This is a genomic window from Pseudothermotoga sp., assembly GCA_025060105.1.
Taxonomy (GTDB): domain Bacteria; phylum Thermotogota; class Thermotogae; order Thermotogales; family DSM-5069; genus Pseudothermotoga_A.
Genome location: JANXCS010000007.1, coordinates 103,818 through 116,158, shown reverse-complemented (window position 1 = coordinate 116,158; position 12,341 = coordinate 103,818). Strand labels below are relative to the sequence as shown.

Annotated in this window: 13 protein-coding genes; 10 read left to right on the top strand and 3 right to left on the bottom strand. The window is 46.2% G+C overall.

Going from position 1 to position 12,341, the window contains the following annotated elements; genetic code table 11:
• The 8 genes from NZ875_07800 to NZ875_07765 all read left to right on the top strand — a co-directional run.
• Positions 1 to 283 (top strand): hypothetical protein (locus NZ875_07800; protein MCS7175638.1); only part of this gene is annotated, 283 nt, incomplete at its 5' end.
• A 90-nt stretch (positions 284 to 373) separates the two neighbouring features.
• Positions 374 to 604, top strand: coding sequence for a preprotein translocase subunit SecG (gene secG / locus NZ875_07795; GenBank protein MCS7175637.1), 231 nt, complete (start codon positions 374 to 376; stop codon positions 602 to 604).
• Positions 605 to 608: 4 nt separating this feature from the next.
• Positions 609 to 1,811: a tyrosine--tRNA ligase gene (gene tyrS, locus NZ875_07790; GenBank protein ID MCS7175636.1), complete on the top strand. Its 1,203-nt coding sequence runs from the start codon at positions 609 to 611 to the stop codon at positions 1,809 to 1,811.
• Positions 1,812 to 1,930: 119 nt separating this feature from the next.
• On the top strand, positions 1,931 to 3,175 hold the full coding sequence (locus NZ875_07785; GenBank protein MCS7175635.1) for an S-layer homology domain-containing protein: 1,245 nt from the start codon (positions 1,931 to 1,933) through the stop codon (positions 3,173 to 3,175).
• A gap of 46 nt (positions 3,176 to 3,221) precedes the next feature.
• Positions 3,222 to 4,217: a hypothetical protein gene (locus NZ875_07780; GenBank protein MCS7175634.1), complete on the top strand. Its 996-nt coding sequence runs from the start codon at positions 3,222 to 3,224 to the stop codon at positions 4,215 to 4,217.
• Positions 4,218 to 4,297: 80 nt separating this feature from the next.
• Complete coding sequence (locus NZ875_07775) at positions 4,298 to 4,855, top strand: LemA family protein (protein MCS7175633.1); 558 nt, start codon at positions 4,298 to 4,300, stop codon at positions 4,853 to 4,855.
• A 77-nt stretch (positions 4,856 to 4,932) separates the two neighbouring features.
• Entirely contained in the window at positions 4,933 to 5,916 is a 984-nt protein-coding gene (locus NZ875_07770) for a M48 family metallopeptidase (protein MCS7175632.1), read from the top strand.
• A gap of 71 nt (positions 5,917 to 5,987) precedes the next feature.
• Positions 5,988 to 6,200: a hypothetical protein gene (locus tag NZ875_07765; GenBank protein MCS7175631.1), complete on the top strand. Its 213-nt coding sequence runs from the start codon at positions 5,988 to 5,990 to the stop codon at positions 6,198 to 6,200.
• Positions 6,201 to 6,203: 3 nt separating this feature from the next.
• Here the strand turns inward: NZ875_07765 and NZ875_07760 are convergent, their stop codons facing one another.
• On the bottom strand, positions 6,204 to 6,407 hold the full coding sequence (locus NZ875_07760; GenBank protein MCS7175630.1) for a heavy-metal-associated domain-containing protein: 204 nt from the start codon (positions 6,405 to 6,407) through the stop codon (positions 6,204 to 6,206).
• Positions 6,404 to 8,539: a cation-translocating P-type ATPase gene (locus NZ875_07755; protein MCS7175629.1), complete on the bottom strand. Its 2,136-nt coding sequence runs from the start codon at positions 8,537 to 8,539 to the stop codon at positions 6,404 to 6,406. Before NZ875_07755 ends, NZ875_07760 begins: the two co-directional genes overlap by 4 nt.
• 131 nt (positions 8,540 to 8,670) lie before the next feature.
• Between NZ875_07755 and NZ875_07750 the strand changes: the two genes are divergently transcribed.
• The gene (locus NZ875_07750; protein ID MCS7175628.1) at positions 8,671 to 9,411 is read left to right on the top strand and encodes a tetratricopeptide repeat protein; all 741 of its coding nucleotides are present in this window, start codon (positions 8,671 to 8,673) and stop codon (positions 9,409 to 9,411) included.
• Positions 9,412 to 9,471: 60 nt separating this feature from the next.
• Here the strand turns inward: NZ875_07750 and uxuA are convergent, their stop codons facing one another.
• Positions 9,472 to 10,539, bottom strand: coding sequence for a mannonate dehydratase (uxuA, locus tag NZ875_07745; protein ID MCS7175627.1), 1,068 nt, complete (start codon positions 10,537 to 10,539; stop codon positions 9,472 to 9,474).
• Positions 10,540 to 10,866: 327 nt separating this feature from the next.
• Here uxuA and NZ875_07740 point away from each other — a divergent pair, with 327 nt between their 5' ends.
• The gene (locus tag NZ875_07740; protein MCS7175626.1) at positions 10,867 to 12,138 is read left to right on the top strand and encodes a TrpB-like pyridoxal phosphate-dependent enzyme; all 1,272 of its coding nucleotides are present in this window, start codon (positions 10,867 to 10,869) and stop codon (positions 12,136 to 12,138) included.
• The last annotated feature ends 203 nt before the right edge of the window (positions 12,139 to 12,341 follow it).

The window sequence follows — 12,341 nt, the reverse complement described above, 5'->3', positions numbered from 1 at the left end:
GATAACGATTTATAAACCCTGGGACAGTGGTTATGCAGCAATGTACAGTATCCTGCCAGAAGACAAACCTGATTTCAAAGAACTACCAATTTCAGACACAAAATACAAATATCTTGGTATTTGCTTGAAAGATGCAAGTCCAACTCAGTTTGCAACGGCTTTAACAGCTAATGCCAATTATTATATCGACATGGGGGCAGGAGCTATCAAGTTGAGCAATGGATCTGTCACATTCGGCTGGCCATGTGAAGATTGGAAGAAAAATAAGGTCCAAGCAAAATAATTTAAGTAGTTATTAACTGAAAGCCCCCCTCATGGGGGGCTTTCATTTTGCAAAGCTGTGTGTTATATTTGCAAGCAGGAGGTGGAGTTTGTGAAAACGTTCATGATAGTTCTTCATTCACTGATCAGCGCAGGGCTCATCTACATGGTGATCGTTCAGATGGGCAAGTTCGCCGAGCTCGGCGGAGCTTTTGGTAGCGGAGCACTCTACACCATGTTTGGAAGGAAGAAAGGTCTCGATACTTCTGGTAAGATCACGCTCGGTCTTGCCATAGCTTTCATGGTGAGCAGTATTTTGACGGCTTTTTTCATATCGAGGTGATGTGATGGAACCAGAAAAACAGCTGGAGATTCTGAAAAAGAACGTGGTAGATCTTGTGAACGAAGAAGAGTTGTTGGATAAGCTCAAGAGGAAAAAACAGTTGCGTGTGAAACTCGGTGTGGATCCTTCAAGGCCAGATCTGCATCTTGGCCATGCCGTTGTTCTTTTTAAGTTGAGACAGTTTCAAGAGCTCGGTCACAAGGTTGTGCTCATCATAGGCGATTTCACCGCTCAGATAGGTGATCCATCTGGGAGGGATTCCACAAGACCGATGCTCAGCGAAGAGGAAGTGAAGAGAAATGCGCAAACCTACGCAGAACAGGCTTTCAAGATATTGGACAGAGATAAGACGGAGCTTCGCTTCAACGGTGAATGGCTCGCCAAGATGAGTTTTGCGGATGTTATAAAGCTTGCTTCCAAATACACTGTGGCTCGCATGCTCGAAAGGGACGATTTTTCTAAAAGGTACAAAGAAAACGTTCCCATTTCCATAGCCGAATTTCTCTATCCGCTCGCACAAGCCCAAGATTCCGTGGCGATAGAGGCCGATGTGGAACTGGGTGGAACCGATCAATATTTCAACCTCCTCGTTGGAAGACACATTCAACAGCAAGTTGGACAAGAGCCTCAGATCGTTATGACGATGCCCCTCATAGAGGGAACCGATGGAAAAATGAAGATGAGCAAAAGCTATGGTAACTACATCGCCTTCAACGACCATCCGAACGAGATGTTCGGAAAACTCATGTCCATTCCAGATTGGTTGATCACAAAGTACATGAGGCTTTTAACTCAAATTCCTGAAGAAAGGATAGAAGAGTACGAAAGACTCATGAAAGAAGGTAAGATCAATCCGAGGGACGTCAAATTGACGTTGGCTTTTGAGATAACCAAGTTCTTCCACGGAGAAGAGGAGGCGGAAAAGGCCAAAGAGCAGTTCGTGAAAATTTTTTCAAAGAAGGAGCTCCCAGAAGATTTACCTACGCTGGTGCTTGACACAGACCAGGTTGAACTGGTAGAATTACTCGTGAAGTTGAACGTCGCTGCGAGTAAGAGTGAAGCGAAGAGATTGATCCAGCAAGGTGGCGTGAAGCTGGACGGACAAAAAATAATCGACATCCATACGACGGTCAAGCTCGATACAGAGAGAATACTCAAGGTGGGTAAAAGACATTTCTTTAAACTTGTTCGTAAACGGATCAGTTGAAGACTTGATTTTCAAACTTGCTTGGTGCTATAATGAATTTTGATCTGGATTGTTTTGGTCTTTGACAAGTGGGGGGAAAGTTCCCACCGAAGATAACAATATGAAGGGAGGTTGGCGTTATGAAGAGATTTCTTTTCACAGTCGTAGCAATCTTCATCGCCGTTGGGGTGTTCGCTTCAGGCATGTTCCCCGATGTTCCTGAAAAGCATTGGGCTTATGGGTATGTGAAACATTTGAAAGAGAAGGGTATCGTCATTGGTTATCCAGATGGGACCTTCAAGGGTGATCGCAACATAACACGCTACGAAGAAGCAGCCATGATCAGCAGATTGATCGGACTCATCGAAACTGAGATCGTTGGTCCTTACATCAGTGACGTTTTGAAAGTTCTGGACGCCGTCAGTGTGAAACTTGGCTCAACCATTCGGAGGGTGGACGATCTGGAAAAGAAGGTTGCAGAACTCGCAGCAAGAACGGATGTTACAGAACTCACCAAAGCGCTCGAATCTCTCAAACAAACTGTGAACATCCATGACAAAGACGTCATCAAGCTCTACGAAGCGTTGGCGAATTTGCAGAAGAAGCACGATGAAGAGCTCGCAAAGCTGAGTTCAAGCCTTGAAGCAAAACTTTCCGAAAACGTTGCAACCTTCCAAGAGGCACTTTCAAAGCTTGAAGGTAAGATCGCACAGATCGATAAAAAATTGCTTGCGATCGAACCTGTAAAGAACATCGTAAAAGATCTCACAGCTTATACGAGGAACATTTCAAACAGGGTCGAAGCTCTCGAATCTCAGGTTGGAGATCTATCTTCAGCGTTGGACAACGCTGTGAAAACGCTCGGATATCTATCGATCAGACTCGACAGATTGAGTGAGAAGGTCAGCAATCTTGAAAGCAAATTGGGTGGCGTCGAAGGCAAAGTTGGAGAAGTTGAAGCTAAAGCCAACGAAAATGCAAAGGCGATCGCCAATCTCACAGCCGATACCGCAAAGAAGATCGAAGAGCTCAAAAATCAGCTGAGTTCGAAGCTGTCACAGCTTGAAGCCGCTTTGAAAGATTTCCAGTCACAGCACGAAGAGCAAATCGACTACGTACTCGACCAGATCGATTCCATAAACACACAGCTTTCAGAGTTGAGGGATGGCTTGTTCGCAGTGAAAGAAGATACGAACGCAGCAGTGGCATCTTTGAAATCTGAGACGAACGAAAAGTTCCAAGCCACGACGAAATCGATCGAAGATGTCAAAGCCGAACTTCTCAAAAAGATAGAAGATCTCTCCAAAGCTAACGCGGCACTCACCGGCGCAGTCATAGGGGCTATAATATTGGCAGTCGCCGCCATGATCGTGGGTGCAATGTGAACCCCACTTGGGGTAAAAAATTACAAGTGAAGGAGGGTGTTGAGTTATGAGGAAACTGCTTGTTTTACTGGTCGCCCTGGTAACAGTTGCAGCTTTCGGCGCTGTGAGTATCACTGGTCGGTTCTTCGTGACACCGAAGTTGACTTACGACGCTTCGGCTAATACTTTCAGTGTAGCAGTTGAACCTTTCGCTACACTCGACATGAGATCTTCTGATTCTGCAACCATGACTGGTTTTGTTGTCACATTCGAAAGAAACTTTCCAGGAACAGCTCCAGCGTCCGATGTCAATATGCAAATTGACCTTAACTGGGGTACATACGTATGGCAGAAGCTGTACGTTTCAGATGCTTTCACAGTAACACTGCAAGTTGGTAAGTTGTCCAGAGGCTATACTCTGGCAACAGGTAGCAACTTCAGCTGGATTGTAACACCACCAAGCTTCACCTCCAGAAACAGAACAGATGCAGTAGCACTGAAATTTGATATCGCATCCGGTGAATTGAAAGATTCTTTGACCGTCTATGCCTATACGCCAGCAGCTACATCAATCGATGTTGATGTTTACAACAGCTTGAGTTTCTCGTTCCTTGGTTTGACTTTGTTGGCAAAGGGTATCGTTTCTGCCGGAGCAGGTAAATTCCCCGAAATTAGCGCTGGTGCAACAATAGATCTTGCGAAAGCGCTCGAAATTAAAAATGCCACTTTGAAAGGTTTTGGTTATGTTGCACTCGATGCAGGCGCTGGTACTCTCACGGGTATGCTCAAAGATTACTTGTTCGGTGTTGATTTCGGTATTGAAAAATTTAAAGGCAGTTTCGTATTTGCAAAAGGTAACGAACTTGGAATAGCCTTGGTAACAACCGCTCTGAGCCCAGTCACACTCGGTGCTGATTTCATCCTGCCAAACATCACAGACCTTACAAAGTTGAACTTCGTTGGTTATGCCAGCTGGAAGACAGAGTTGCTTAGTCATACCGTCAGTGCTTCTTACGAAGGATCGAAAGTTACGGTTGGTTGGAGCCTAGGCGTGTCGTTCTGAAGTTTGTTGGTAATAGTTCTTTACCCCGGCTTCGGCCGGGGTTTTATTTTTGTGGTATATTAGCTTTCGGAGGTGTTCGTATGCTCATTGTTGGAATCATCGTAGCGATCGTTTTGATATTGATCGTCTGGTTCATCGGCACTTACAACTCACTAGTTTCGAAGAAAAAGCGTGTTGAAAATGCGTGGAGTCAGATCGATGTTCAGCTCAAAAGAAGGCACGATCTCATTCCAAACTTGGTGAATTCCGTGAAGGGTTATATGAAGTTTGAGAAAGAAACTTTGGAAGCCGTGATCAACGCACGTGCCAAAGCTGTTTCTGGTGGTTCGATAGACGATCGTATAAAGGCTGAAGGCGAGCTTTCTGGTGCACTGGCTCGACTGCTCGCCGTGTTCGAGAGATATCCTGAACTGAAGGCGAACGAGCAGGTGAAACAGCTCATGGAGGAGCTCACCAGCACGGAAAATAGGATCAGCTACGCTAGACAGTTCTACAACGACACGGTGATGAAGTACAACACGTCCATCGAGATGTTCCCAACCAACATCGTAGCGAGGATGTTCAATTTCAAAGCCTTTCCGTTCTTCGAAGCTGCTGCCACCGAGAAGGAAACACCCAAAGTGGATCTTTCGTTCTGATCAACTTTGCAGAGTGCAACCCCGCTTGAGCGGGGTTTTATTTTTGTGATAGGATCGGGCAAAGGGGAGGTGGTGCGATGGATTTTGTAGAACTTCACAAGAGGAACATCAGAAACACATACTTGCTCGTTTCGGTTTTCATTCTCATGATGGGGATTCTTGGCCTTTTGATAGACGCTCTGTTTGGAGTTTTTCCTGCGGGAACGATCGTTCTGATCTTCATCGCTTTGATCCAAACGCTCGTTGGAACCAGTTCGGGCGCTTCGTTGGTTTTAAGATCCGTAGGAGCAAGGCCCATCAATGAAAAAGATTTCGAAGAAAAGCAACTTCAAAACATCGTTGAAGAGGTGTGTCTCGCGGCTGGGTTGAAAGAAGTTCCGAAGCTCTACGTGATGGAGGATGAGAACATCAACGCTTTTGCGACGGGATTCAGGAGGGAAAGCAGTGCAATCTGTGTGACGTCTGGCCTGCTGAAGAATTTGAACAGGGAGGAAACGGAAGGCGTCGTTGCGCACGAAGTGAGTCACATCATCAACAGAGACACACTGTTGATGACCACCATCAGTGCCATTCTGGGTACGATGGTCTTGGTGCAGTTGTTCGCTTGGAGGAGTTTGAGACTTCTTGCTTCGTCTTCAACTCCGCGCAGATCGAGTAAAAAGGGAAAAGACAGCGGAGTTGCTTACTTGTTGGTTGCACTCTTGATCATAGCCTTAGTTGCGACACTGTTTTCATTGATTGGAAGGATCACCATCTTTGCTGTTTCTCGAACCAGAGAATATCTGTCGGATGCTAAAGCAGTCGAACTGACGAGAAATCCCAAAGGCTTGTCCAACGCGTTGAGAAAGATTGCCAAGACTCAAAAGATGAAGCCCAAGGTGAAGAATGCCACGATCGCAACGGCTCATTTGTTCATTTCAGATCCACTCAAAAGGAAGGTGAACGAAAAGGAGGGTTTCTTTGCAAATTTGTTCAGCACACATCCACCAATCCACAAGCGCATCGCGTTGCTCGAGAAAGTTCCACCAGAGATGGTACTCAGAGAGCTTCAACAAACTTGAAGCCGTGCTCGATAGGTTCCACTCCAATTGGTTTGAAAAATCGTGCCTGTGAAACTGTGAGGGGTGATCTTGTGCTTCATTTTCTTGCGTTCCTCGGTGTGATTTTTTTGATTTATCTGTTTTTCAAATTTTTGCCATTCTTCGCAGGCTTCATAGCGATCGGTATCGGCGCACTTGTAGTTGTTTTCGCGTTGCTCGGCTTGTTCATCTTGGTGTTGCCAATACTCTTTCTGGCGTTCTTGATCTTTTTGATCGTCAAGTTGTTCAAGATTGTGAATCGTTGAGGTTCATATTTGTCTGTAGCTTTCTGCAGGATATCCAATTTGCTGTAGCTTTTTCAATATCGGCTCGATTGTTTCGGTCTCCAAGGTTATTTTCTTTTGAGCGATGTCTATCTGGTAGTTCTTCATCCCCAGCTCATCCAAAGCTTTCGATATTCTCATTCTGCAATGCCCACAAGAAATGTTTGGAACGTATAGTTCATATTTCATGCATCTTCCCTCCTCAAACTCAAAGAATTGATCGTGACGGTGATGGAGCTCAAAATCATCGCCGTCTCAGCCAGCAGGGGGTGCAACAATCCCATCATGGCTGAAGGTATCGCAACAACGTTGTAGAAGAAAGCCCAGAAAAGATTTTGCTTGATTTTTTTGAATGTTTTGTTCGAGATCTCCACGGCTTCAACTACTTTCGATATTCCCCCACGCACGATGATGATGTCCGCACTTTCCATGGCGATGTCCGTTCCAGAACCCATGGCTATACCAACGTCGGCAGCTTTGAGTGCGGCAGCATCGTTCATTCCATCACCGATCATGGCAACTTTCTTTCCCATAGATTGATGATACCTCACAAGTTCAAGTTTTTCTTGTGGTTTCAATCCCGAATGAACTTTTTCTATGCCCAATCTTTTCGCAACGGAACGAGCTGTTCTATCGTTGTCACCCGTTACCATCACAGGTTCCATCTTCAAAGATTTGAGTTTCTGTATGGCCCTTTCAGCATCCTCCCTGACGGTATCTTCTAAAGCGAGGAATCCCACGACGGTCCCGTTCACCCTCACTTCCACGACGGTTCTACCCTGTGAGAGGAGCTCTTCGTAACGTGAATAGTCTACAGGCCTGCCGATGAAGTATTCTTTCTCTTCAATAGTCGCGACGACACCTTCACCAGCTATCTCTTTGAACGATTCGATCTCAACTTCATCGTGGGCGAGCTTTGAGATCGCTTTGGCGAAAGGATGGTTCGATCTTTTTTCAATGCTCGCCACGATGTTCAAAAGCTTTCGATCCAGATTGTGTTCAACCACCTTCGGTTCGCCCAACGTGAGTGTGCCTGTTTTGTCCATCAAGATGAACCTGACGTCTTTCATCGTCTGGATGGCTTCGGCGTTCTTCACGAGGAGGCCTTTCTTCATCGCGCGGGTTGTTCCCACGAGCAGGGCCATGGGCGTGGCCAATCCGAGTGCACACGGACAGGCTATGACGATCGTGGATACGAAAACGAAGATGGAGAAACTCAGGGGCTCGTTCGTCTCCGCGATCCAAGGAAGGAAACGCCTGATTTTCTCCAGAAACGGTGAAAATCTTTGATAATAGAAGTACCAGATCGTGGAACTAGAAATCGCCAGAAGGATGACCGTGGGCACGAACCAGTTGGTGATCCGATCTGCGAGGATCTGGATGGGTGTTTTGAAGCCTTGTGCCTGTTGAACGAGCCTGAGTATTTGGGAAAGAAAACTGTCCTCCCCAACTTTCGTCACTTTGATCTTCACCGTTGAAGTGAGGTTCAGAGAACCTGACGTGACTGTGTCCCCTTCGCGCTTCAAAATGGGCACAGATTCTCCAGTTATTGGAGATTCATCTAAATAAGATTCTCCTTCAACGATCGTGCCGTCAACGGGTATCCTCTCTGAAGGTTTCACTAGTACGATGAAACCTTCTTTCACAGCTTCTATCGGCACGAAGAGTTCGTTTGAACCATCGATCACTCGAGCCTCTTTTGCTTGAAGTTGAGCGAGGCTTTTCAACTGCTTACTCGCTTTGTCACGCAAGTACGATTCTATGAATCTTCCCGTGACGTGGAAAGCGACGATCATCGCCCCTATGGAAGCAAAGGAAACAACTGGCAGTCCAGCCAACTTGATCACACCACTCATCCAAGAACCGATAGCTCCCAGAGAGATGAGCACGTCCATGTTGAAATGCCTGTGCGTCAGAGCTATCCAAGCTCCCTTGAAGGTCTTTCTAGCAACATAAAAAATTGCGAAGGCTGAGAGCGAGACTTCCAACCAGAGCGGATGGGTTCGTTGTACCATGAACATGTGAAAGATCATCAAGAATATCAAAGGCGAGCTGGTCAACCATGCGATTAGAAGATCTCTCTTAGCTTGTCTGTACCGTTTGACCTCGATATCTTGAGGTAGACCGGTCTCGACACCGTAGCCAACCTCTTCGATGGCTTTCTTGATCTTTTCAAAATCTATCATCCTTTCTGCGAGGACGAAGCCTGTTGAAGTCGCTAGGTTGACGGAAGCGAAGTTCACACCTTCGATTTTTTTCAAAGCCTGTTCAACGATCCTCGCACACGTTGCACACGTCATGCCTGTAACTGTGAAAGTCATTTTGAACTGGATTTTTTCCAAACTTCACTCGCCTCCGTAGAACTTCTAAAAAAATTTTAACCAACCAAGTTTGAGGGAAACTTTCAATTGTATAATGTTGTTGTGCAGATCGTATCGAAAGGGGGATGTGCATGAGGTATGCATCCATTTCGCTCATACTCTTGATCACAGCGTTACTCTTTGCCTCCTTTGAGCAAGAGGTGAATCTGTCGTTCTACGAGATCAGAAGAGACAGAGACGCTGTCAAGATGGAACAACTCATCGGAGCGATCGAGGCACGAACTGAGTTGAAGTCCAATTCTCGTTTGCTCACGATACTTGCAGATTGTTATCTGGAGTACGGAGACTGGGGCGTACCAGAAAAGTTGAAGGAAAAAACGCTCGAGCAAGCTAGGAAGTACGCCGAAGAAGCGATCAAGTTGGACAGTAAAAACGGTAGGGCTCACTACGTTGCCGGTGCGGCCATAGGAAGGCTCGCTCAGTACAAAGGTATAGTGCAGAGCCTGTTCATGCTCGGCGATTTCGATAAATACATAAACACAGCCATATCTTTGCTCGATGAAAACGATGAGGAAGGCAGATTGTACAAAACGTTCGCTCTGATAGCGTCTGGAATGAGGTATCGGGATGTTCCCTGGCCTCTCTACAATTACAAAAAGTCGGAAGAGCTACTTTTAAAAGCCTTAGAACTTACACCGAACTATCCAAACATCCTTTTAGAGCTGGGGTATCTGTATCTGAAGATGAATCAAAGAGAAAAAGCCAAGGAGATGTTCAGAAAAGTTTTGGAGAGCGAACCACATCCGTGGTTGATCGGTGCTCACAGAGAAGCCATGAAAGACGCACAGGGTGAACTTGAAAAGTTGAAGTGAAAGATGGTGCGCCCCATAAAATTTCGTGAAATTTTCGTCTTTTCCACACTTTGTGGAAACTCAAGTCATTTTTCCTGTCGCTTCCCAGAGGCCTAAAATGTAAGTTATGCCCAGTGCCCTGTCGTACAAACCGTAGCCTGGTCTGGCTTTTTCTCCCCAGATCGTTCTACCGTGGTCTGGTCTGAGATAACCGTCGAACTCCACATCGCGCAGTGTTTTAACGATCTGGAACATGTCCAACGAACCACAGAAGCTCGGATGGGCACTCTCGTAAAATTTTCTTTCCCCCAACAGTTTGAAATTCCTCAGATGGACGAAACTGATCCTCTTCATGCGACCAAACTGTTTTATCATGGATGGAATATCGTTCTTCGTGTTCACACCCAGCGAACCTGTGCATAGAGCTATGGTGTTAGAAGGACTGTCAACTGTTTTGAGAATCTTTTCTATGTTTTCCTGGCAAGTCACGATTCTGGGCAAACCGAACACACTCCAGGGTGGATCGTCTGGATGGAGGGCCATTTTCACACCGAACTGTTCGCAGACAGGAACGATTTCCTTCAAAAAATGGGTCAAGTTCTCGAAGAGATCTTCTTCTTTCATTCCTTCATACATCTTCAGCGTCTTTTCGAGCTGTTCCAGCCTGTCCCATTCCCAACCTGGGAGGATGAAATTAGAAGAGCCTTTCTTCATGGATTCGACGAGTTGTTTGGGAGTGATATTACGGACCAGCTCATCGTCATAGTACATCGTTTCAGAACCGTCTGGTAGTCTATACTTCAAATCCGTTCTGAGCCAATCGAAGACGGGCATGAAGTTATACGTGATCACTTTTATGCCAGCTTTGGCGAGATTCACGATGGTGTCTTTATAGTTGTCGATGTATCGTTTTCTTGTAGCAAGACCGAGTTTTATATCTTCGTGCACGTTCACACTCTCTATGACTTCCAATTTCAATCCGTGCGATTCGACGGTGCTTTTCAGTTTCATTATCTTCTCAAATGGCCACACTTCTCCCACAGGCACATCGAACAGCGCACCGACGATCCCTTCAACGCCAGGTATTTGTCTGATGTGCTCCAATTTGATTGGATCATCTTCACCAAACCATCGAAAAACGATCTTCAACTAAGATCACCTCTGATTTTTATTCTACTTCGGATCTACAGAAAGGCAATTTGTTTGTGATTTACACCAAAACGATCGGACGGTAAACTTTCAGTTTGACAAGTGTGATCTTCAATGTTATAATGATCTCAAACCAGAGGTGAACGTTTTGACAGCTGTGAGGTTCATGGATCGAAACGTGTGTGTTTCTCTTCTGAACAACTGGTGGTGGTGCTGCCCCGATTCGGTGGGGTAAGCACCGCGTGCCTTCACCTCGTATCGAATCGGGGCTCTCTTGAAAAAGAGAGCCCCTTTTTTATTTGAAACCGAAAATTGGAGGTGGGATTCGTGAGAATCAGGGTGGATTTGAAAGTTGAAGACATGCCGAAGTATTGGTACAACGTGCTTGCAGATTTGCCTTTCAAATTGGATCCTCCGCTAGATCCAAAAACGAGACAACCCATTTCTCCTCAAGCGCTCGAAGTCATCTTTCCAAAACCTCTCATTGAACAGGAAGTGAGTGACGAGCGCGAGATTCCGATCCCCGAACCTGTTTTGAGAGAATACGCAGTCTACAGACCAACACCACTGTTCAGAGCAAACTATCTGGAGGAGTATCTCCAAACCCCGGCACGGATCTATTACAAGTACGAAGGAGCGAGTCCTACTGGGAGTCACAAAACGAACACGGCACTCGCACAAGCTTATTTCAACAAAATCTCCGGCACGAAACGTCTCGTGACAGAAACCGGCGCGGGACAGTGGGGAAGCGCCCTGTGTTACGCTGGTGCCAAGTTTGGCCTAGCCGTGAACGTGTTCATGGTGAGGATAAGTTACGAGCAAAAACCTATGCGCAAGTACTTGATGAAGCTCTTCGGCGGGGATGTGGTGCCAAGTCCGAGTGACAGGACGAACTACGGTAGATCTCTGCTTGAAAAGAACGGAGACATGCCAGGAAGTTTGGGCATCGCGATCAGTGAAGCGATCGAAGTTGCAGTTTCGGATCCACAGACTAAGTACTCTCTTGGTAGCGTTTTGAACCACGTTCTGCTCCATCAAACTGTGATAGGGCTTGAAATCAAGAAACAGTTATCGATACTCAACGAAAAACCTACGGTGATTTTAGGCTGTCATGGTGGAGGTTCCAACTTCGCTGGAACGGTCTTGCCGTTCGTACCGGACAAGCTGGCTGGTAAAAATATCAGACTCATCGCCTGTGAGCCTACCGCATGTCCATCGCTCACAAAAGGTGTGTACGATTACGATTATGGGGATACCGCAGGTATGACACCGCTTTTGAAAATGTACACGCTCGGTAAAGACTTCATCCCACCGAAGATACACGCAGGTGGTCTTCGCTACCACGGCGCAGCTCCAATCGTTTCGCGCCTCGTGAAGGAAGGTTTGGTGGAAGCGGTGGCGTTCGACCAAGAGGAAGTCTTCAATGCTGCAAGACTGTTCGCAAAACTGGAAGGTATAGTTCCAGCACCAGAAAGTTCCTACGCGATCACGGGGGCCATAAAAGAAGCCCTCAGAGCGAAGGAAGAAAAGAAAGAGGAAGTCATCGTTTTCAATCTGAGTGGCCATGGTTTGTTCGACTTGACTGCTTACGTTTCGTGAAGGCGAGCACGGCTCGCCTTCATTTTTCCTGCCCCATTTTTTCCATTCTGAGCCAATTTTGAGTGGATTTTCAGCCGATCAAAAGTTAATTTTCAGTGTAGTTTCAGTTGAGTGAGTATCTTCTAACCCAGAAGGGTGAGGATAACCATGGGCGAATGGTCGAGGAAGATTTCATGCTCAGTCTTGTTTATATTAGTGTTCGT

Coding starts and splice junctions, on each gene's coding strand:
- tyrS (MCS7175636.1), top strand. CDS start 609: ATGGAACCAGAAAAACAGCTGGAGATTCTGAAAAAGAACGTGGTAGAT.
- NZ875_07785 (MCS7175635.1), top strand. CDS start 1,931: ATGAAGAGATTTCTTTTCACAGTCGTAGCAATCTTCATCGCCGTTGGG.
- NZ875_07780 (MCS7175634.1), top strand. CDS start 3,222: ATGAGGAAACTGCTTGTTTTACTGGTCGCCCTGGTAACAGTTGCAGCT.
- NZ875_07775 (MCS7175633.1), top strand. CDS start 4,298: ATGCTCATTGTTGGAATCATCGTAGCGATCGTTTTGATATTGATCGTC.
- NZ875_07770 (MCS7175632.1), top strand. CDS start 4,933: ATGGATTTTGTAGAACTTCACAAGAGGAACATCAGAAACACATACTTG.
- NZ875_07760 (MCS7175630.1), bottom strand. CDS start 6,407: ATGAAATATGAACTATACGTTCCAAACATTTCTTGTGGGCATTGCAGA.
- NZ875_07755 (MCS7175629.1), bottom strand. CDS start 8,539: ATGACTTTCACAGTTACAGGCATGACGTGTGCAACGTGTGCGAGGATC.
- NZ875_07750 (MCS7175628.1), top strand. CDS start 8,671: ATGAGGTATGCATCCATTTCGCTCATACTCTTGATCACAGCGTTACTC.